The organism is Clostridium neuense (assembly GCF_045310695.1).
GTDB classification, from domain to species: Bacteria; Bacillota; Clostridia; order Clostridiales; family Clostridiaceae; genus Clostridium_S; species Clostridium_S neuense.
This window is the reverse complement of the sequence record NZ_JBJIAA010000025.1, coordinates 24,504-46,580: the sequence shown is the minus strand read 5'-3', so window position 1 is coordinate 46,580 and position 22,077 is coordinate 24,504. Positions and strand designations below refer to the sequence as shown.

The following is a 22,077-nucleotide window of genomic DNA, read 5'->3' as shown; positions in this document are numbered from 1 at the left end:
AAATAACATGTCCATCTTGCGGCTAATTTTGCGTACTACTTCGTCAACCGAACCCGCTAAGACTACCCAGTATTAGCGAAACCTGCTTCCTTGCATTACACAAAATTAACTCGCAATCTGGATTTGTTATTTTTTTTCAAATGCTTTATAAACAATTTTACTACCTTTCTCACTATTCTTCCAAACTTTTATTTCAAAGCTATAATTAAGTAATTGTATTTTAGATTGCTTAACTCCAGTAATAATACTTGAAAATGGTATATAACTTAAAGTCTTTATTATTGCTGGTGTAATTATTGACACTAAAATGCAAGTTAAAATTCCAAGTATTAAATAATCATGTATAAGAAACTTTATTTGCAAATACTGAACTACATGATTAATAACTATAACATGTGCCATATATGCACAAAAAGAAAATCTACTTATGAAGCTCATAATCCTATACAGACTTATTTTTTTCGAAAGCATTATTCCTGCTACATAAAAAGCTGATATTGAAAAACAATAGTATGCTATTGATAAACTTCTTACAAACTTAAAAGAATTGATTTCATTTAAATATTCATAAGTTAAAAGAAGCCCATAAATTAAAAATATTAACATCCTACATTTAACTAGCTTTTCTTTAATAAATTCATAATTCAAACCTAAATATATACCAAGCACAAGGTACAAATACCAAAATACAAATGAAACATTTACTATTTTCTGCTGAAGCTCTGTTGGAGCACCAAATATTAATTTTCCAACATAATCACTTATTACATTGTTATATTTATTTACTTCATAGTACAAAACTACAAGACCTATAAAAACAATTATTCTTATAATAACTTTGCTTTTATGTATTCTTTTAGCTACATAAAAAATCAATGGAAATACTAAAAAAAGTCTTATAACCATGCCCATATACCATAAATGGAAGGCTCCGTTTCCTGCAAGGATTTCAATTATAAAATCACTAAAACGTTCAGTATTATTCATAAAATACATATTCAAAGCAGACCAAATTATATATGGGATAAATATATATTTAAATTTTTTAAAATAAAAATCTTTTAAATTAAGCTTATCTCCATATGCTCTAAAAAACAAAACACCACTAATAAATAAAAATATTGGCACAGCTGGTTTTGCTATTACATATAAAAATTTTAAAATCCCGTAATCTAAAAAATAGAGGTTTTTAACATTTGAATATCCTCCTATAGTATGCTGGGCCACAACAAATATAAACGCCGCTGCCTTTAGTACATCAATTTCTTTTATTCTCTCCTCATCATTTAATAGCGTGTTCTTCATTAAATTTCACATCCTAAATTTTATTCTGTACTTTAATTTTAAGGATGAAAAATTACAAAGCAGCATAAAAAATTATGAAGATTTTCTTAAGAAAAAAAAGAAGTGAAGTAATAATGTTTCGAAATATTAAATAAAATTAATAAATCTAAGAGTAAAAATCCTAAAAATCTAAGAACTTTCAATAACTCGCTGAGAAAATGCTCAAACAGATTGAAAGTAAACATATACGAGGTTTGGACTTTAGTCCATTATCCTTCTTATCTTAAGCTTTTAAGAATTTTTGCTCTAAGATTTATACAATTTTATTTAAACCATTTCTTCAACATTATTACTTCACTTAACCTAAAAGGAAAGTTTTTCTCCATTTCATTACGAAAAATTTGGGTGCACATAAAAGCTTAAAAGTACTGACAATTCACTGTTGCTTAAAAACACTAAAATTATTTTCATGCTATTTTAATTTATAAAGCAAAAACAATCAAAACACTTGCAGCTATATATATAATTGAATATATTATGAGCCCATATTTATATACTTTTGCTTCAAGTTGTTTGTCTCTATTTGGTACATAAAAACTTTCTTAATTAGCTTGTTTTGCTAATTTTCTTTCCAAAACAATTTCACAAATAATATAAATTAAAAGCGAGATTATAATGAATGATAAAAACAATAAAAGTTTTTTATCATTATCATCAGTTAATTTTGAAAATCCAAATACTACTACAAAATTACAAATAATAAAAGCAAAAGCTTTTTTAATATAATCATATAATCTTCCCCAGCTTCCATCACTATAACTAGCTGTTTTATAAAAGCTAAACAGCTTTTTATCCATTTAAAATTTTTCTCTTTCTAATTTTAAATTTTGCAGCATAAAGTACCCTTGGGATAATATGCATACACCAAAGTAGTGAAATTCCAAACATAGTATCATAGCATAAATTAAGCAAGAACAAATGCTTACCAAAGTCGCAGTGCCCAGCTCCTATAATAGGTAAAACAAACTGTGAAGCTCCAGCTACAAGAATAAATATTATCATTAAATTTAAAAGCTTTATATCTCTTTTCTTACTTGTTATAAGATAAAATAATGAAACTCCAAAGTACATAATTGAAAAGACTATAAAAACATAAACATTGTGATGAAAAGCTTGAAATTTATCTATAAGCTCAATTCTAAAATTATTAACTAATTTTTTAGAATCTTTTTGGTTTTTTTCAAAATTCCAATTTCCTGGTTTATTAAACGCATATGCATTATTAGCTGAATCTTCTATTTTTTCCCACATCCTACCTGGATGACTTAAATAAAATCCAAGTATCTTCCAATTTGAAATTTTAGGATAAAATTCTTTCATCATGTCCTTCCCCAAAGGATCGAGTCCTTTATCTTTATTATAAAAGGAATGCCCATTAAAAATCACAAGCTTTTTATTTAATCCAAGTTCCGTTAAATCTTTTTCAGGTGTTTTAGATTGCTGTAAAACGCCGCAGAAAACTGACTGAAATAAATTATTTTCCTTAATGGTATTTGTTAATGAAAAATAAGAAATAAAACAAAATACAAATACAAACACCGAACCTATTAAAATTTCTTTTCCATACCTTAGCTCACTATAACAAACATATAAACTTCCATATATTATTAACATAAAAATAAATAGAGGCAAATTTTGTGACTTAGCAGTTAAAAACCCCCCAGATGCTATAAAAAAATATACAAAATCTCTTATCCTCGGCTTACTCATAGTTATCAAACGCAAATAAGTTCCTATAGTAAGAAAGAAAAAAATTATAGTACCTGCTTCTCCATAAAAAGAATTAAAATAAGCAATATAACAGGTGCTAGTAAAAAATAAAATGATAAACACTCCTGCAAAAAGCTTAGTAACTTTAGAAAGTCTATTATATCTTAATACTAAAAATATTCCTAATAAAAATGCCGCACAATAAAAAAAGGATAAATATCGAATATCGAATATATTAGACCTAAAACCATTCACAATTAAAAAAAGTACTACTGCAAACTTTACAAGCACAGCTTCAGAAACCCAATCCCAGTAAAAAGGTAAAAACACACCTGGATCTGTTACCAAATACTTAGCATGCATAAAGCCATCATAAATTTCATGATAATTTCTTCCCATTTCGTTTAGTCCACCATATACCATAAGTCTATCAAAATCACCATTATTATACCTACCAATAATAGGATAGATAAATAGTGTATTTAAAAGTATAATTCCTATTATAACTAAGATGACCGTTTCAATTAAACAGTTATTTTTTATATAATTTATTTTTTTCAATATTAACCTCATCAGCTAGTATCCTTCCAAATAAAATTCTATGATACTTCATCATTCTTTAAATTTTCTTCAACTTCATATTCTTTCATTTTATCTTCACCCTTTATCTTACTGTCTATTATATATAGTGGTCTATTCTTAGCTTCATCTGAAACCCTGCCTATATATTGTCCTATAATACCAATACTAATAAACATTAATCCAAACATAATAAAGTTAACAGCCATTATTAAGCTTAAGCTTAAAACATGTGAGTGTAGCAATAAATTTTTTATTAAAATATAGAGAGTGGAAATTAAACCAACTGAAAAAATCACTCCTCCTAAGCCCCCTACAACTGTCATTGGAGTATAGGAAAAAGCTGTTATACCATCAAAAGCTAATTTAATCATTTTCCTTAATGGATATTTACTTTCTCCTGCAAATCTTTCCTGACGTTTAAACTCAACAAAAGTCTGTTTATAACCAACCCAACTTACAAGACCTCTCACATATCTATTTTTCTCTGGCAGTGAATTTAATGCATCGCAAACCTTCCTATCTATAAGCCTAAAATCTCCTGCATCTACTGGAATATCTATACTTGTCATACGTCTAAGTAATCTATAAAATATTTTGGCTGTAAATTTTTTAAAAAAGCTTTCGCCCTCTCTTTTGGATCTTCTACCATATACAACTTCATAGCCCTGCTTCCATTTTTTAATCATCTCTAATATAACCTCTGGAGGATCTTGCAAATCTGCATCAATCACTACTATAGCTTTACCTGCTGCTTCCTTCATACCTGCTGTTATAGCCGCCTGATGACCAAAATTTCTAGAAAAGTTTATAAGTTTTATATGCTCATCTTTCTTACACATTGCTTCTACCATATATCTTGTTTTATCAAAGCTGCCATCATTTACAAATATAATTTCATAATTTTCCTTAGAAGCTTCCATTACTACTTTTAGTCTTTTGTAACTCTCTTCAATTACAGCTTCTTCGTTATATAGTGGTACTACAATTGAATATATTATTTTTCCTTTCATATAATTCTCCTTTTCTACTTTATAATTATGTTTCAAAATCATTGAAGATAATTAGGACTATATTTCTATATATTAGATACGGTAAATGGGGGAAAATTTTACCATATGGTGAGCAAACATAAAAATTTACATATAAAATAATTATTAATATATTATGCCCATATAATGTATTTTAAAGCATAAAAGTTAAAAACTTAATAAAAAAATTATTAAGATTCTTTTAAGTTTTTGCTATAAGTGTCTCTATAATTTATAACGTTATATCTTATATTTTATAACGTTGAATTTCAGCGGTTATAAGTCTATAATAAATTTGTCATACTATAAAACAATATCTAATAAAAAGGAGGATTTATTGTATTGAAACATAAAAAAGCCACCATCTCCGATATAGCTAGAACTATAAACGTATCTTCAATTACAGTTAGCAGAGCACTTAGAGGCGAAGATGGTGTAAGCAAGGAACTTAGAGATAAGATTATTTTTAAAGCTAAAGCTTTAGGGTATAAAAAATCAAAAAATAACGTTAATATTTTAATTCTTCATGAAAAAACAAACCTACAAGATAACCCAAACTTTAATTTTACTCTTCAATGCATAGAAACAAATCTTCAAAATAGAAATGCTGAATACAGTATAGAATTTGTGTCAAAAGATAAGCAGAATCAAAAAGAGCTTCCATATAAACTTTTAAAAGGAAATTATTTTGATGGAATACTATTTATAGGAAGGTTTAATGAAGACTACATAAACTTTTTAAAATCAAAAGTAAAATGTCAAGTTTCATATGCAAACTACTCCCCTTCTCTGGACTGTGACACTGTAAGATTTGATGCTGCAAATGTTACTTACAAGCAATGTATATACTTATTAGATAATGGACACAGACGTATAGGCTTTATTGGAAATTTATCAACATATATATTAGGTGAAAAGGTACTTGGCATGAAAGCCGCTATGAACAAATATAAGCTTCAAATAAACAAAGAATTTTTTATAGATAATAAAGCTGATGATTTCAATAAAAAATTATTAAAAATTTTAACTCTTGAAGATAGACCTACAGCAATTATATGTCAGGGTGATTTAACTGCGCTAAAGGTAATAAAATTGCTGCATGAAAATAACATTAAAGTTCCAGAAGATGTATCAATAATAGGTAAAGGTAATCAAGAGGTAGCCTCGATATCAATACCTGCTCTTACAACCATAGACATTAATATAGAATATTCCTGCAACAGTGCCATTGATCTACTCATGAAAAGAATTAATGATTCTGAAAAACCTTATGAAAATATAACCATAAACGGCTTTTTAATAGAAAGAGATTCAGTAAAAAAACTCACAAAAGGAGAATATGCATGAAAGAAAATATAATAATCAATTTCTTTAAAAAAAACAAGCTTAGATACTTCATTGGCTTAATATTTATGGTTGCTTCATCATACATACAAACTTTATTTCCAAAAGTACTTGGAGACACTATAGATATTTTAAAAAATCGTAATTTTAAAAGCATGAATGTTAATTCAAACATCATTTATATGATTTTAATTGCCTTCTCAACCTTTGTATGTACCTTTGTATGGAGAAACATGGTCATGGGTGGCGGAAGAAAACTTGAAAATAATATAAGAGAGAAGCTTTTTGATCACTTTCAAAAGCTATCACCTGAATTTTATAACAATGAAAAAACAGGCAACCTTATAGCCTATGCTATAAATGATATTTCCGCTGTAAGAATGACCTTTGGACCAGCTACAGCTATGTCAATAAATGGTCTTGTAATATGCGTTTCTTCAATCTACTCTATGGTAGTTAGCATAAGCTTCAAACTAACTTTAATGTGCCTTATTCCAATACCTTTTATAGTAATCATAATGCTTAAAATAGGTAAAATGGTTCAGCATAGATTTAGAAAGGTTCAAGAAAACTTTGCAAACATATCAGATAGAGTACAGGAAAATATAAATGGAATACGAGTTATAAAGGCTTATGTTCAAGAAGAAAAAGAAGTTAAAAATTTTGAGGCACTCAATGATAAAATGATGAATTCAAACTTAAAATTAGTCAAAATCTCTTCTGCACTTTCTCCAATAATTGAACTTTGCTTTAGTATAAGCTTTGTTTGCAATTTAATTATAGGAGGAAACATGGTTTTAAAAGGTCAAACTTCTTTAGGAGATTTCGTTGCCTTTAATACTTACATATCAATGATTATGGCACCGGTAATGTCTATAGGGCGTGTAATTATTGTCTTCCAAAGAGGAATGGCTTCCTTAAAAAGACTTAACAAAATATTTGAAGTAAAACCTGCTGTTGTTGATGGAAATGCTATGCTTGAAAAAAACATCGAAGGAAATATTGAATTTAAAAATTTAACGTTTTGTTATCCAGGCTCTAGCAAAAAAGCTTTAAACAATATAAATCTAACCATAAAAAAAGGTTCTACAGTAGGTATTGTTGGAAAAACTGGTGCTGGAAAAACAACCTTAAATAATTTACTTCTAAAGCTTTATAACGTAGAAAATGGAAAAATATTTTTAGATGGCGTTGATATAAATGACTACACACTCAATTCTATAAGAAATAATATTGGTTACGTACCACAGGATAACTTTCTGTTTTCTGCAAATATAAAAGAAAACATTAGCTTTTTTAAAGATATATATAGTTATGAAGAAATTAAAAATTCAGCTAAAGCAGCATGCATATATGAAAGCATAATTAACTTTCCAAATGGTTTTAATACAATCCTTGGCGAAAGAGGAGTAAACATTTCTGGAGGTCAAAAACAAAGGATATCTATAGCAAGAGCCGTAGTTAAAAATCCTCCTATATTAATACTAGATGATTCCTTGTCGGCAGTTGACGCTGTAACTGAAACTGAAATACTAGATAATCTAAAAGCTATAAGAAAAAATAAAACAGCAATCATAATTGCCCATAGACTTTCCGCTGTTAGGGATGCAGATGAAATAATAGTGCTAGATGAAGGTACTATAGTAGAAAAAGGCACTCATGATGAACTTCTAAATAAAGGAGGTATATACTATGACATCTACAGAGAACAGTTCAAGGATAAACAATCAGAAGCCTCTTAAAATGCAGAGTTTTAAAAGGCTCTTAAAGCTTACGCTACCTCACATAAAAAAAATTATACTTGCTTCTATTTGCGTACTTTTGATAAATGCTGCTGATTTACTTAAACCTTATATATTAAAAATAGTAATAGACGATTTTCTAGTTTCTAAAAAGCCTCAAGCCGGCCTATATTCCATAACTTCAATGGGAATTTTATATTTTTTAATAGTAGCCTTTGGTGGACTTTTTTCAATAAGCGAAGCCAATTTAATAAATAGAGCAGCTCAAAGTATTATGAAAACCTTAAGAAGTAATGTATTTAAAACCATACAGCTTCTCCCTTTGTCTTATCTTGATAAAACTTCTTCTGGAAGACTTATAACAAGAGCAACAAATGATGTAGAAGCTTTAAGTGAAATGTACACAGATGTAATAATAAACTTATTTAAAGATGTGTTTCTTTTAATAGGAATTGTTTATGCTATGCTTTCCATGAATATAAAACTATCCCTCGTATCTTTTTCAGTAATACCTATTATGCTTTTTATAATCTTTGCTTTGAAAACTAAAGTCAAGAAAAATTTTGTAATAATGAAATCACTAATTGGAAAAATAAATGGCTTTATGGCTGAAAATATTTCTGGAATGAAACTTGTGCAAATTTTTAGGGCAGAAAAAGAAAAGAAGGAGGAATTTTCAAAGCTTAATGATGAATACTTCGATGCAACCTTATTTCAAGTTTTTCTTAACAGTTTTCTAAAACCTGCTTCAACTGTATTTCAAAACCTTTCAATAGCAATTATTATTTGGTACGGTATGGGAAAAATTGCACAAGGCACTCTTCAAGTTGGAGTTTTGTATGCATTTACTACCTATATAAGACAGTTCTTTGATCCGGTTTCAGATCTTGCAGATAATTACACCACAATACAATCTGCTTTAGTATCTGCTGACAGAATTTTTGAACTCCTTGATCAAAAGGATATTCTTGAAAAGCTTAATGAAGGAGTTTCCATAAAACATATGGAAGGAAAAGTAGAGTTCAAAAATGTTTGGTTCTCCTATAACGAAAAGGACTGGATACTTAAAGATTTAAGCTTCACCATAAATAAAGGTGAAACCGCTGCCTTTGTAGGTGAAACTGGTGCAGGAAAGACTACTATAATAAGCCTTATAAGCGGTTTTTATAAGATTCAAAAAGGTGAAATATTAATTGATGGAGTTAATATAAACGATATAAGACTTGAAGATTTAAGAAGAAATGTAGCTGTTGTACTGCAAGATGTATTTTTATTTTCTGGTGACATTGAAAAAAACATCACGCTAAATGATTCAATTGATAATGCTTTAATTGATAAAGCTATAAAAAACTCATATTCCTCTAAATTTATTGAAATGATGCCAAATAAAATTCATGAACCTGTTATGGAAAGAGGAAGTACTTTTTCTGCAGGTCAGCGACAGCTATTATCCTTTGCAAGAGCTATAGCCCATAACCCATGTATTTTTGTTTTAGACGAAGCCACTGCCAATATAGACACACATACAGAAAAGCTTATTCAAAAAGCCATAGAAAATATTACAAAAGAAAAGACAACCTTAGTGATAGCTCACAGGCTTTCGACAATAAGAAATGCAGATAAAATAATAGTTTTAAAGCACGGTGAAATATTAGAAATTGGAAATCATAATGAACTTATGAGTAAGGATGGATATTATAAAAAGTTGGTTTATGAAAGCACCAAAGAAATAGCAATAAGTTAAATTTAAAGCATAACCCTTTAGGATTTATTTTTGTTTAATTTTATAAAACATCTATTAATAACATATACAGTAACACAACATATAATAATGAAGGCTGAAGCATGTTTAACCTATTTAGATATTGAAATTTATATGCACCAAAATGACACCTTCCGGGCATTTGGTGCAGCCAAATTTCAATAGTTGAAGTGTTCACTAACGCCTAAGTTTTTATCCAAAAATGCCAGAGAAGAAATTTTTAATTGAATCCCACGCTTTACTAAAGAATCCCTTAGCCTCATCACTTTTAAGAATCGATCCTAATTTGTTTGCAACACTATTTAGTTGCCCTTTTATTTTACTATAATTTAGATTTAAGCCATTTATTTTATTCATTACATCGGTAATTTTACCTATATCGTCTTTACTTAAATTATAGTTATAATTGTTGACTACATTTTCTACTATTTTTTGAGTTTCGGCTTTATCATTAGGCTTCTTTTCAACTACTTCCTTTTTAACCTCATTCATTAAGCCAGCTGCTTTATCCTTACCAATTTTCTGACCAAGATCACCCGTAGTTACTAATTCTTGATTTGCTGCTTCTTTGTTTGCTTCACTTATCTTGCTTCCACTTTTGCTGGTTTCAAATCCCTTTAATATTCCTGTTAGTGCAGCTGTACCTGATACATTAAAAGGTGCTGCTGCTACAACATTTGCATTTTGTATTCCTGCTGTAATAAGCGCATTTTTTATCATATTTCCATTAACCCAGTATATATTATGAGTGCTCACATTCAAGCCACCACTGCTAGTAGGTTCTATATATGAACACGATATAGACTTTGTTCCTATCTGATTTTTAGAAGCAGTATTTCCTAAATATTTTCTTTCCTCATCTATATTTACTTCTATTACATTTGCATCGTCCTTAGTCACTCCAAAGTATTTAAGCATGTCTTGTTTTTGTTGATCACTTAAATCTCCTCCTAAAGTGACACTTTTATAAGCATCTGCACTAACCTTTGTCAAAGGCGCACATACTAATAAAGATGAAGCCAAAATTCCCGCTAATACCCTACTTACAATTGCTTTAAATTTCATAATACAAGTCTCCTTTTTACTATATATTGCATCTAAAGATAAACCATCTTGAAACTTAAAATTTATTTGTACCAAAATGCTCTCCTCAGGGCATTATGGTGCACATGAATTTCAATAATTGAAACGGTTTATCTATATATTATATACTAAAAATATTATCTATCAAATATAAATGATTTTATAACTGCAAAATATTCTCTTACATATGAGTTAAGTACAATGCCTGGATGAACAGGTGCTGGAATACCATATACCTTAAATCCAAACCTTTCTGCAAGCATTTTTGCTCTAAATACATGAAAATTATTTGTAACAAGTGCTATTTTAAAATCACGCTGTCCATATAATTTCTGGAGTTCTTTTTTTGTATTTTTTAAGTTTTCCATAGTGTTTTTAGATTTATCCTCTACTATTATTCTACTTTGATTTATACCATGTTTAAGCAAAAAATCTTTCATAGCCTCAGCCTCTGGTATATCTTCTCCAGGACCCTTACCCCCAGAAACCACCACCTTAATATCTGGATATTGATTTAAATATTCAAGTCCCTTTTCCATTCTCTGACAAAGTGCTAAAGTCATGGTTTTTCCTCTAACTGCTGCTCCAAGTATTACAACAAAATCAGTTTTTCTATTGCTCTTTTCAAATGAATTATATATGAGCATACTTTCGATTGCAGCAAAAGAAATTAAAAATATTATAATTAATAATCTAAACAAATTTAAAATATTACTAGACCTCCCTTTAAAAATACTCCCTTTAATTTTGATCTTTAAAATTCCAATTACTATAAGAATGAAACCTATAAAGGCAAAAAATGATGAAAAATTAATTATAAATCCAAAAGTAATAAGACATGCTGCAAAATAAATAATATTAAAAACTCCTAATATAACATAAAATATTCCTAAGTTCCTCTTAAACATATTTTTCACCCCCAAGACTTAATTTATTTTATCACAAATTAATTTTTAAGTAATACTTTATTTTATATTTTAATCTGATAAAATAATATAAATAATACTTACTTAAAAGGAGAAGTAGTTATGACTTTTTTTAATAAAAAGCATGTTAATATATTAATTGTTGATGACGAGGAAAGTATAGTTGAATTTATAAAAATGGGGTTAGAAAATGAAGGATATACTGTACATACTGCCTACAATGGCATAGAAGCTCTTTCTACTGCATTAGAAATAAAACCAGAACTAATAATACTTGACATAATGATGCCTGGAATGAACGGCTATGAAGTATGCTCCAAAATAAAAAAATCAATAAGAACCTCAATTATAATGTTAACAGCAAAGGATGACATTGATGATTGCGTTCTTGGACTTAATCTTGGGGCTGATGACTATATGGTAAAACCCTTTAGCTTTAAAGAATTACTTGCAAGAATTAACGCTAGGCTCAGAAACACTTTGCCTGAAGTGCTTCCAAAAACTAATATTGGAAATTTTATAATAGATGATGCCGCTCATGAAATAAGTTTTAACAATAAAATATTAAATTTATCACCTACAGAATACAACTTACTAAAATATTTACTTACTAACAATGGAATTGTTTTAAGCAAAAGTATCATTCTAGAAAAAGTTTGGGGATATGACTTCAACGGTGAAGAAAACATTGTTGAGGTTTATATAAGATATTTAAGAGATAAACTTAATGACAAGGAGCACAATATAATTTGTACTGTAAGAGGTGTTGGATATAAGGTGGTTATATAATGAAAAAATTATTTAGCATTCCTAAACAAAAAAGCTTAAAGTTTCAGCTTTTAACAAGGATGTTCCTACTTTTAATACTCTTTCTTATAATAGCAGAAATATTTCAATATGCTTCTTTAAAACATTACTTATGTAAAAGTAAAGAACAGGTTTTGGAATCACGCATGCATAATATATCCAAGACTATGATGAATCTATATTCAAAAGAGGATATAATAAGCAATGCTGATGAGCTTGTAGAAAATAGCGTTGATTTTGGTATAGCCTCTTCTGTTATAGATAGTGATGGAAACGTAGTATCTTCTAAAAGCAATTACAAACACGGAGCTCCAGCACCACAGCTTACTCAAAATGATTACAAAACTATAATGCATCAAAAAGGGAATCTTGAAGGATATGCATTAATTAAAAACACATATGGTAATTTAGACTTAGTCATATGGAGAAAAATCGGAGACTTACATTCTAGTTCTGGACTAGTTCAATTAAGTACTGAGGCTGATCCAATTATGTCTATACTTTACAAGCAACTTTCTACATACATATTTGCATGCATTATTATTCTAATTCTAGGTGTTATAATAGGTGGTGCAGTATTAAAACACACTTTAAATCCTCTATATAATATGACTAGTACTGTAAAACAGATTACACCTCAAGAACTCAACAAAAGACTTCCTGTAAATAACAAGCAATTAGAAATCGACAGCCTATCAATGGCTTTTAATGGAATGCTTGAACGTATAGAGACCTCCTTCAAAAAAGAAAATGCCATAAAAAAGAAAATGCAGCAGTTTATTTCAGATGCTTCACATGAACTCAGAACTCCTCTCACCTCTATTAGAGGTTTTGTTGAAGTTTTGCTTATGGGAGCCGCCAAAGATGAAAAGAAACTCAATACAGCTTTAAATAGTATTTTAACAGAAAGTGAACGCCTTACCGAGCTTGTAAATGAACTTTTAATATTAACTAGACTAGATAGAAAAACAGAATTAGAAATGTCAAAGCAAAATATGAAAAGCATAATAGAGGATATTTATCCCCAACTAAAAATTCTTTCAAAAGATAGAAAGATAAATCTTATTTTAAATGAAGATATGTATTTTTTAGGAAACAAAAATCAAGTAAAACAAGTTATATTTAATATCGTTCAAAATGCCATAAATCATACAAATGAAAAATACGGTATCATCACAATATCACTGGAATCACAAATTATAGATAACAAAAACTTATTGGTTCTTAAAATAAGTGATAATGGAACAGGTATAGCTGAAGATGATTTAAATAAAATATTCGATAGATTTTTTAGAAGTGAGTCTCATCGCTCAAGACAACATGGCGGTTATGGTCTTGGATTACCAATCGTAAAATCAATAATAGATGCTCATAAAGGCAAAATAGACGTAAAAAGCACCTTAGGAAAAGGAACTATCTTTTATATATATTTAACTACTATGTAACAGTATTCTAATAAAGCTTTTTACTAGAAATGGTCTGTACAAACTTTCATTTCAATAATTATCTCTATGAAAGTTTGTACAGACCATTTATGCTTTGCTTAAAACCTTTTTGTATATTCCATTACATAAGAAAAAAGCAAAATAGTAATTCCTAACCTTCCTCCTTGCCTTAACCAAAACTTACTGAAAATATATATTAAACTGTCTCATCACAAAATTTTTCTTCGATTTTTGTATTACCATAACGTTCATTTTCAATTTCTTTAAGTGTCTTTCCTTGAGTATTTGGAGCAAACGTAACTCCAATTATTGCACTAATTATAAGAAAGCCTACCATACATGCTGCTGCCAATTGAAATCCAAACTTACTCATAATTGTTGGAACTATAAAACTCCATATACCAAGTGCTACGCGGACAACAAAGAACATTACACCTTGAGCACTTCCTCTGTATTTTGTTGGGAAAAGTTCACTTGACCATAATTGATAAAATGGTTGTTGCCCAAATCCGCAAGAAAGTCCATATACAACAACAAATACAACTAGCATAAAAGGTTTCATACTTGATTGTGGCAATATAAATATTGACCATGCTGCTATTGCCATTACTGATGATACTGCATAAATGCCTCTGCGGCTTATTTTATCTCCTAACCCCATAAAGACAAAGTATGTTCCAACTGCTGTAAGTCCAAATAAACCTGCTTGAAGTAAGTTTGCTGTTTGTGAGGAAACGTTACCAACTGTTTGATAAATTAATGGCATAAAGAAACCCATTGTTCCTGCCGCCAAGTTCCAGAAAAGATAAACTCCAATCAAAAACAACATTGATTTAATATTTGTCTTTGTGAATAGTTGTCTAAAAGTAAGCTTCTGTGATTCCTTTCCTTTGGCCGCAAGTTCTTTTTCTTTCTCTTGTTCAGCCTTCCAAGATGCCGATTCTGGTACCCCTCTTCTTAGTATCCAAGTAAAAAGTGCAACAAAAAATAAATGTGCAAAAACTATACGACTACCAAGTAACCCTAAGCCACCTAATGCCACTGAAAGAACATATACTATGATTGGACCTGCTGACCATGCAATCTGTGCAGACCCACAATGTTTTGCTCTATTTTTAGCTGGAGCACCTTCAGCAATAGTAGTCCAAGATGCTGGTATATCAGCACCAACTGATAATCCTACGATTAGGTAACCTATAAAAAACATTGGAAAGGATTTCGCAAAAACAATAAGTAATATTCCCACCATATAAAATAACATAGAACAATTGTAAATTAACTTACGCCCGTATTTATCACAAAGCTTACCGCCAATTAACGCTCCAATGGCCGCTGAAACAGCATTTGAACTAAAAGCACTCAAGGCTCCAAGTTGTATATCACTCATATGAAGATAAGCAGTCCAAAGTGATAAGCCTGCTGCTCCTGCAACAATAGATCCAGCATCAATATAATTTGCCATGGATGCCGAAATCGTTGCTATCCAAAGTGATTTTTTTTCTTTACTAATACTCATTAATTATTCCCCCCGTTAAACCCTTTACATTTAATCTAAATGAAATACTTCTTTTAATTCAATTGATACAGGACTATTATCAGAATTTGTTTCCATAATATCTTTCATATAAGCCCACCATTTCTTGCAAATTTCAGTTTCCCCAGTTTCATTCCATAATTTTTCATCTTCTATTTCCACATAAGCAAATAAATTACCTGTCTTCACATCCAAGAAAATCGAATAGTTTTGGGCACCATATTTTTTTAGCATCTCAACCATTTCAGGCCAAATTTCACTATGACGTTTCTTATATTCATCTTCAAAACCACTAAATAATCTCATTATACTGCCTTTACGGATCATTTTATTTTCCCCCTTAACAATTAAAACTAGATAAATACCTTTTTATTTTTATTCTCTGTTGCAAAAAATTTATATGCAGCTTTCAATACTTCAAATTATATAAGTGCATATACATAAGAAATATCCTCAAAATGCTTCTTACTAAATTTCTTATACCACTTTAAAATTTACAGCATATTGCTTCAACTTGAGCCCTCTATATTAATTATCAAATGGTATTTCATAATAATCCCCCCTCCATCTAATCGTTTACTTATGCTTAAATTATATTTCATTCAGCTATCATTTTTAATATCCAAACAAAATAAATTTTTTATCCTTATTTGCATTATTGCTGCATCTTTAATTATAGTTACTTCACTATATAAATAGAAAAAGCCTCTAACCTTAAATAAAGAAGAATCCTTATATACAAGGATTCTCCTTTATTATTTTAAAATATTTTATTAACTTTTCTTTAATGAAGCTATTTTGCTCTATAGAAACATTTATTTTAATCTATCTGAAATTTTAGTACCATTTCATTAAGCTTTTGGGCAAGCTCTGCTTGACTTTGAGATGTAACTGCCACTTGCTCTATAGCTCTGGTAACCTCTTTAATACTTGATCTTATTTCTTCAGTATTTTCAGCCGACTTATGTTGATCATTTGCAACATTTTGTACAGCTTCACTTACTTGGCCTATTGTTTCATTTAATTCTTGAGCCATTACTGCTATTTCATCAGACATTTTACTTACAAAATCAGCATCTGAATAATACTTGTTTCCAACATCATCAAAAGCCTCAAAGGTTTTACTCACGTCGTTACGCATAAATTTTAATATTTCGTCACTATTATAGGCTAGATTCTTAAATGCTACCTGAACTTTTTGTATAGTTTCATTGATACCATTTACCGACTCAGAAGACTGTTCTGCAAGCGTCCTTACCTCCTCAGCTACAACTGAAAAACCCTTTCCTGCTTCTCCTGCCCTTGCTGCTTCAATTGCAGCATTTAATGCAAGTAAATTTGTTTGTTCTGATATTTGTGCAATAGCATCTGCTAAATTCTTAATATCATTGACCACTTTTCCATTTTCAATTGCCTGTATTATATCATCTTTCTTTTTTCTATAAATTTCTTTACTTTCTTTTATTGCTACTGCACTTTGGTTTTTTACATTTGTAGCTCTTTGCTTTGAATCGCTAGCAGTTTTACTTCCATCAGCAGATTTAGAAGATAATTGATTTACATTCGCATTAATTTCCTCTACTGCAGCAGTTATCTCTTGAGAAACATCACTAGTTTTATTTACTAATGAAGCTATACCATTTACTGCATTATTTATGGTTTCAGCCTTTGATGATAACTCCTCAGAAGTTGCCGAAAGTTCTTCACTAGCAGCACTCATATCTTGTGAATTAATCATAATCATCTTTATTAAATTCCTTACATTTTCTTGAGCTTTATTAAGATCTTTGCTTGTTTCTCCAAATTCATCTTTTCTATTCATATGTATGGGAGTAGAAAAATTAAAGTTTGCGAGCTGCTTAGCATACTCTCTTATATTAACTAAAGCATTATGTATATCTTTAGCAAGAAATATTCCAAGCAAAATAGCAGCTACCATACTTATTATAATAATAAAAATAGCGAAAATAATAGATTTTTCAAATTCAGATTGACTACTATTATAATCCTTCTTTGCCAGTTTAGTATTTGATTCTATTTCATTATCTAAATTTTCAACTATACTTGATAAATAATCGGAATTTTTCTCAAACTCAACTTGAGCATCATTATAATCCTTATTTTTCACATAATTAATACATTGATCCTTCGTTGTTCTCCATCCATCAAAATACTGTTCAAATGCTTCAAAAGATTTTTTATTTTGATTTGTAATCAAATTTTTCTTATAATACCCAAGCAATTGATTGTTACTTTTTTCAAGTGATCCCATAGCTTCAATTAACTTATCGACTTGATAAGAATTATTAGGATCCATAAGCAATAGCATATTTACCCTAGCTGTTGCAATATTATTTTTTAGTTCATTAAGTGTATTGCTTCCATTCATATCTACATTATAAATTGTACCTATATTGGAATTAACTTTTCTAATTTGAGTAATTCCAAATACCCCTATGGCACATGTTAAAATAACAACACACATGAAAGATAATAAAATTTTAAACATTATTTTCATAAGTTAGCCCTCCTAAGTTATGTTTGATTTGTTACATGATCATTTTTTAATTATGCATCACTTTTTTATACAAAGTTTAAATATATTATAACATTTTATTACACATTTTTATATAATCATTGCTTTATTTGATAAATTAATACTGCATATTTATATAAATGTATAAATTTCAACATTTACTATAACAGCATAATACATACTTCAACGTTTCATTATATTACATTTTATGTTATAATAAACTTGTAATTAGGCCCACAGATATATGGTAATATGTCAATAATTGTGTGCCACTTTAGGAGGATATAATGAAAACAGGAACAGTTAAATGGTTTAATTCAGAAAAAGGCTATGGATTTATAGCAGTTGAAGGAGAAAATGATGTATTTGTACATTACACTGCAATTCAAGGCATGACTGGAAGAAAAAATCTTAATGAAGGCGATAAAGTTCAATTTGACGTTGAAGACGGTGCAAAAGGACCTCAAGCAGCTAACGTTGTTAGATTATAATTTAATTAATATATATACCTATATACATTAAGATTAAAATAACTTCATGCTAAAGCATGAAGTTATTTATCTTAATTATATCTTTTCAGGTTCAGGATAATCTTTTCCAAATGTATTAACAGTCATTTTCTTTATTCTTTGATCTTCATAAGGTTTATCAGAATAATCTCTCTTAGAAGAAACTATTTTATCAACTTCCTCAATTCCAGAAATTACTTTTCCAAAAGCAGCATAATCTCCATCAAGATGTGGTGCATCATTAGACATTATAAAAAATTGAGAACCTGCTGAATCTGGATAAGAAGTTCTTGCCATTGACATAACTCCTTTTGTATGTTTCAAATCATTTTTAAAGCCATTTGAAGAAAATTCACCTTTTATTGAATAATCAGGGCCGCCCATTCCTGTTCCTTCAGGATCTCCACCTTGAATCATAAACCCAGGAATGACTCTGTGAAATATAGTACCATCATAAAATTGTTTGTTTATTAAAGAAATAAAATTATTTACGGTATTAGGGGCCACAGCTGGATATAATTCAGCCTCAATTTTATTTCCATCCTCCATCTCAATTGTAACTATTGGATTTTCCATCATTCTTCCTCCATTTTATAAATTAAATATACATTTAATTATTATACCAAAGTAGGAAATATATATCCATAAATATTGCAAAGTAGTGCAAGGAAAAAATTCCTCTGTACCTGCAGAATTTTAGGAATGAATTAAAGTATATAGCATTTTGCTCAAAAATCACATGGGGTGTCGCATTAGCATAAAAAAATATATTAATGCGACACCCCATTTAAAATTTATCAAATAGATTCTTTTATTGCATCATCTAAAATATTAAGACCATACTCAAGCTGCTCATCAGTCATTACAAGAGGTGGAAGAAAACGAATTACATTTCCAAATAGTCCTGCGTTAAGGAATATAACCCCATGTTCAAAGCAATATTTAATTGTCTTTTTAACTATTTCACCATAGGGTTCCTTTGATTCTCTATCTTTAACAAATTCTAAGCCTATCATAGCTCCAAGTCCTCTCACATCGCCAATAACATAATACTTTTCTTTCATTTCATTTAATCTTTTCATTATATAGCTACCCATCTCAAGAGATTTGGAATTTAAATCTTCTTTTTCTATTTTTTCTATAACTTTAAGTGCAGCCACGCATCCAAGAGGGCTTCCACCATAAGTTCCCCCTATGCCGCCAACACAAGCTGCATCCATTATTTCAGCTTTTCCAACTACAGCACTTAAGGGCACTCCATTCGCTATAGATTTTGACATAGTTATTATATCAGCATCAACTTCAAAGTTTTCATGTGCAAAGGTCTTTCCGGTTCTTGCAAAGCCTGCTTGTACTTCATCTACAATAAATACTATATTATTTTCATTGCAGATTTGCTGAAGAGCTTTAAAATATTCCTTTGGCGGAACAACAAATCCTCCCTCACCTTGAATAGGTTCAGCAATCAGACACGCGATTTCATCTGGTGAAACAACAGTGTTAAGCATAGTTTTGAGTTTTTCTGCACACGCAACTTTACAGCTTGGATATTTGCATCCTAATGGACATCTATAGCAATAAGCTGCATCAGTTTTATAGGTATCTGAAGCAAAAGGTCCAAATCCATTTTTATAAGGTTTATACTTGCTTGTTATTGACATAGTCATATTTGTACGTCCATGAAAAGAACCTTGAAGAGATATTATACCACTTTTTTTGGTATATGCTCTGGCTATTTTAATGGCATTTTCAACAGCTTCAGCTCCGCTATTTGCAAGCATTGCTTTTTTAGGATAATTTCCAGGTGTAATTTGAGTAAGCTTTTCTGCTAAATTTACATATGGCTCATACATATGCATATGAAAGCTTGGATGGATATATTTATCAAGCTGAGCTTTTATAGCTTCAACTACACCTTCATCTCTATGACCAATGTTTTGAACACCTATTGCACCTGCAAAATCGACAAACACGTTGCCATCTACATCTTTTATAAGTGCTCCCTTAGCCTCATCAACAAATATAGGTGCACTACAGCTAACGCCATTTGCAACATATCTTTCTCTTTTTTGAATAAGCTCCTTAGATTTAGGTCCTGGAACCTCTGTAATAATTTTTGCATTTGACTCTTCTATCATTATAATACCTCCAGTATTTTAATTTAAAATATATTAACTTTTTTAATTAATTAGCATTTTCAACAATAAGCTCTTCCTGCTTATCAGTTTCAACATATACTTCCTTTTTACTAAACAACTTACTTAATATAACACCCAGTACAATCCATGCTAAAACTATATATGGGAATAAGTTCTGTGGAAATTCCGGAATTGGATAAATACTTGACCATAATACATACAATAAAGATACAATTCCTAAAATTGGAATTATTAAATGTAATGCATTCCAAATCTTCTTTTTTGTAAAATAAACTATCGCTCCAACACTAGTAAATATATACGACACCAAAATTGCAAGAGAACCAATTGTTCCATAATAACTAAACACATCAATACCATCTTTATTAAAAAATAATATTTGGCCAATTAAATCAACTGTAACTATCAATATAAGTGCAACATAAGGTGTATTATATCTTCTATTAACTTTTTTCATACTTTTATGCATAAGCCCATCCCTACTCATGGAAAATAACATTCTTGCACCTGCACATACAGAGCCAAGCGCGCAAGAAAAAAATGAAAGTGATGCAGATAAAATCAAAAGAGTTCCAAAACCTTTAGATGCATATATACCTGCCAAATCCGAAAGTGGAAGAGTAGAGGCTGTTATTGCTTTTAATCCTTTAGCATCCAATCCGAAGCCTATAACTTGAGCATAACTTGACAATAAATAAAAAACTCCCGTTACAAATACAGCACTTCCTATAGCTATAGGAATACACTTATGAGGTTCTTTTGTTTCTTCTCCTAAACTAGATGCACTTTCGAAACCTATAAATGATAAAAATGCAAGCACTGAAGTACTGGCAATAGCCGATGTTTTAACACCATTTAGTTTAAAAGGAGCAATAGTTAAGCCCTTAGTAAAAGCAACTTTAAATATGATTACAATTGAAAGAGCTAATATGAGTAAAATCGATATTCCTTCCATTGTAAGCATTATTCTTGTACTTATTTTCGCATCTGTAATCCCTAAAATTATCATAATCATAGAAATAACAATTGATAATGGAAGCCAACCTACATGTATTCCGAATACAGATAAAAGAAGTTTAGAGGTAAAAGCTCCTGCTCCTGCACTGCAGCCGGCTGCAAGTGCCATATAAGCAAATAAAAGTGACCAACCTGATATAAATCCTACTCTCCTGCCAAGTGCTTCTTTTGTGAAAGTATAAAGGGAACCGGCCGTTGACATACAAGTATTAAACTTAATTACTGAATAGGATACAATTCCTACAATAATAGTTGAAATCAAAAACACAAGCGGTGAAGAAAATTTATCTGTTTTAGCCATTAATGATATATTTAGTGACATTGATGCCGTTGGTGCTATAATTGCAACTGATAAAGCCACAGTTTCAATTATGCTTAAGTTATCCTTTTTTAATTTTTCCATAATTCACTACCTCCAAACTCCTATATCCGAAGCATCGCTTTTCATTTATTATTAATATTTATTACGTTTTATTATTAATATATTATATATAATTCTATTAAATTACTAATTTATTAATAATGTTATATATAATTTATCACATTTGA

At 29.7% G+C, this 22,077-nt stretch carries 18 protein-coding genes; 6 read left to right on the top strand and 12 right to left on the bottom strand.

Annotation, left to right across the window (positions count from 1 at the left end; genetic code table 11):
* Window positions 1–126: 126 nt before the first annotated feature.
* The 4 genes from ACJDT4_RS22060 to ACJDT4_RS22045 all read right to left on the bottom strand — a co-directional run bounded on the left by ACJDT4_RS22060 (window position 127) and on the right by ACJDT4_RS22045 (window position 4,646).
* Window positions 127–1,305, bottom strand: coding sequence for an acyltransferase (locus ACJDT4_RS22060; RefSeq protein ID WP_406789768.1), 1,179 nt, complete (start codon window positions 1,303–1,305; stop codon window positions 127–129).
* A 581-nt stretch (window positions 1,306–1,886) separates the two neighbouring features.
* On the bottom strand, window positions 1,887–2,141 hold the full coding sequence (locus ACJDT4_RS22055) for a hypothetical protein (RefSeq protein ID WP_406789767.1): 255 nt from the start codon (window positions 2,139–2,141) through the stop codon (window positions 1,887–1,889).
* Window positions 2,134–3,615 (bottom strand): glycan biosynthesis hexose transferase WsfD, encoded by a 1,482-nt coding sequence (wsfD, locus tag ACJDT4_RS22050; protein WP_406789766.1) that lies wholly within the window; start codon window positions 3,613–3,615, stop codon window positions 2,134–2,136. Before wsfD ends, ACJDT4_RS22055 begins: the two co-directional genes overlap by 8 nt.
* A gap of 38 nt (window positions 3,616–3,653) precedes the next feature.
* Window positions 3,654–4,646: a glycosyltransferase family 2 protein gene (locus ACJDT4_RS22045; protein ID WP_406789765.1), complete on the bottom strand. Its 993-nt coding sequence runs from the start codon at window positions 4,644–4,646 to the stop codon at window positions 3,654–3,656.
* A gap of 360 nt (window positions 4,647–5,006) precedes the next feature.
* On the opposite strand from ACJDT4_RS22045, the gene ACJDT4_RS22040 reads away from it, so the two are divergent.
* From ACJDT4_RS22040 to ACJDT4_RS22030, 3 genes are read left to right on the top strand one after another with little or no spacing between them, the layout of a single operon-like run.
* A complete protein-coding gene (locus ACJDT4_RS22040; protein ID WP_406789764.1) occupies window positions 5,007–6,011 on the top strand; it encodes a LacI family DNA-binding transcriptional regulator in 1,005 nt (334 codons plus the stop codon).
* On the top strand, window positions 6,008–7,750 hold the full coding sequence (locus ACJDT4_RS22035) for an ABC transporter ATP-binding protein (RefSeq protein WP_406789763.1): 1,743 nt from the start codon (window positions 6,008–6,010) through the stop codon (window positions 7,748–7,750). The genes ACJDT4_RS22040 and ACJDT4_RS22035 overlap by 4 nt, the downstream gene beginning before the upstream one ends.
* Window positions 7,701–9,494 (top strand): ABC transporter ATP-binding protein, encoded by a 1,794-nt coding sequence (locus tag ACJDT4_RS22030; RefSeq protein ID WP_406789762.1) that lies wholly within the window; start codon window positions 7,701–7,703, stop codon window positions 9,492–9,494. The genes ACJDT4_RS22035 and ACJDT4_RS22030 overlap by 50 nt, the downstream gene beginning before the upstream one ends.
* A gap of 210 nt (window positions 9,495–9,704) precedes the next feature.
* Here ACJDT4_RS22030 and ACJDT4_RS22025 read toward each other — a convergent pair whose 3' ends face one another.
* Together ACJDT4_RS22025 and ACJDT4_RS22020 are read right to left on the bottom strand one after the other, a co-directional pair.
* The gene (locus ACJDT4_RS22025; RefSeq protein WP_406789776.1) at window positions 9,705–10,577 is read right to left on the bottom strand and encodes a DUF1002 domain-containing protein; all 873 of its coding nucleotides are present in this window, start codon (window positions 10,575–10,577) and stop codon (window positions 9,705–9,707) included.
* A gap of 155 nt (window positions 10,578–10,732) precedes the next feature.
* Window positions 10,733–11,503, bottom strand: coding sequence for a YdcF family protein (locus tag ACJDT4_RS22020; RefSeq protein WP_406789761.1), 771 nt, complete (start codon window positions 11,501–11,503; stop codon window positions 10,733–10,735).
* A 120-nt stretch (window positions 11,504–11,623) separates the two neighbouring features.
* On the opposite strand from ACJDT4_RS22020, the gene ACJDT4_RS22015 reads away from it, so the two are divergent.
* Complete coding sequence (locus ACJDT4_RS22015) at window positions 11,624–12,310, top strand: response regulator transcription factor (protein ID WP_406789760.1); 687 nt, start codon at window positions 11,624–11,626, stop codon at window positions 12,308–12,310.
* Window positions 12,310–13,773, top strand: coding sequence for a sensor histidine kinase (locus ACJDT4_RS22010; RefSeq protein WP_406789759.1), 1,464 nt, complete (start codon window positions 12,310–12,312; stop codon window positions 13,771–13,773). Before ACJDT4_RS22015 ends, ACJDT4_RS22010 begins: the two co-directional genes overlap by 1 nt.
* Window positions 13,774–13,969: 196 nt before the next feature.
* Here the strand turns inward: ACJDT4_RS22010 and ACJDT4_RS22005 are convergent, their stop codons facing one another.
* The 3 genes from ACJDT4_RS22005 to ACJDT4_RS21995 form a co-directional block, all read right to left on the bottom strand.
* Complete coding sequence (locus tag ACJDT4_RS22005; RefSeq protein ID WP_406789758.1) at window positions 13,970–15,289, bottom strand: MFS transporter; 1,320 nt, start codon at window positions 15,287–15,289, stop codon at window positions 13,970–13,972.
* A 30-nt stretch (window positions 15,290–15,319) separates the two neighbouring features.
* Window positions 15,320–15,634 (bottom strand): L-rhamnose mutarotase, encoded by a 315-nt coding sequence (rhaM, locus tag ACJDT4_RS22000; RefSeq protein ID WP_406789757.1) that lies wholly within the window; start codon window positions 15,632–15,634, stop codon window positions 15,320–15,322.
* A gap of 493 nt (window positions 15,635–16,127) precedes the next feature.
* On the bottom strand, window positions 16,128–17,825 hold the full coding sequence (locus ACJDT4_RS21995) for a methyl-accepting chemotaxis protein (RefSeq protein ID WP_406789756.1): 1,698 nt from the start codon (window positions 17,823–17,825) through the stop codon (window positions 16,128–16,130).
* 305 nt (window positions 17,826–18,130) lie between these two features.
* Here ACJDT4_RS21995 and ACJDT4_RS21990 point away from each other — a divergent pair, with 305 nt between their 5' ends.
* Window positions 18,131–18,334, top strand: coding sequence for a cold-shock protein (locus tag ACJDT4_RS21990; protein WP_406789755.1), 204 nt, complete (start codon window positions 18,131–18,133; stop codon window positions 18,332–18,334).
* Between the two features lie 75 nt (window positions 18,335–18,409).
* Here ACJDT4_RS21990 and ACJDT4_RS21985 read toward each other — a convergent pair whose 3' ends face one another.
* The 3 genes from ACJDT4_RS21985 to ACJDT4_RS21975 form a co-directional block, all read right to left on the bottom strand.
* Window positions 18,410–18,931, bottom strand: a complete 522-nt coding sequence (locus tag ACJDT4_RS21985) for a peptidylprolyl isomerase (protein WP_406789754.1) — start codon at window positions 18,929–18,931, stop codon at window positions 18,410–18,412.
* Between the two features lie 218 nt (window positions 18,932–19,149).
* Window positions 19,150–20,490, bottom strand: a complete 1,341-nt coding sequence (gene gabT, locus ACJDT4_RS21980; RefSeq protein ID WP_406789753.1) for a 4-aminobutyrate--2-oxoglutarate transaminase — start codon at window positions 20,488–20,490, stop codon at window positions 19,150–19,152.
* 46 nt (window positions 20,491–20,536) lie between these two features.
* The gene (locus ACJDT4_RS21975) at window positions 20,537–21,931 is read right to left on the bottom strand and encodes an APC family permease (protein ID WP_406789752.1); all 1,395 of its coding nucleotides are present in this window, start codon (window positions 21,929–21,931) and stop codon (window positions 20,537–20,539) included.
* Window positions 21,932–22,077 lie beyond the last annotated feature (146 nt).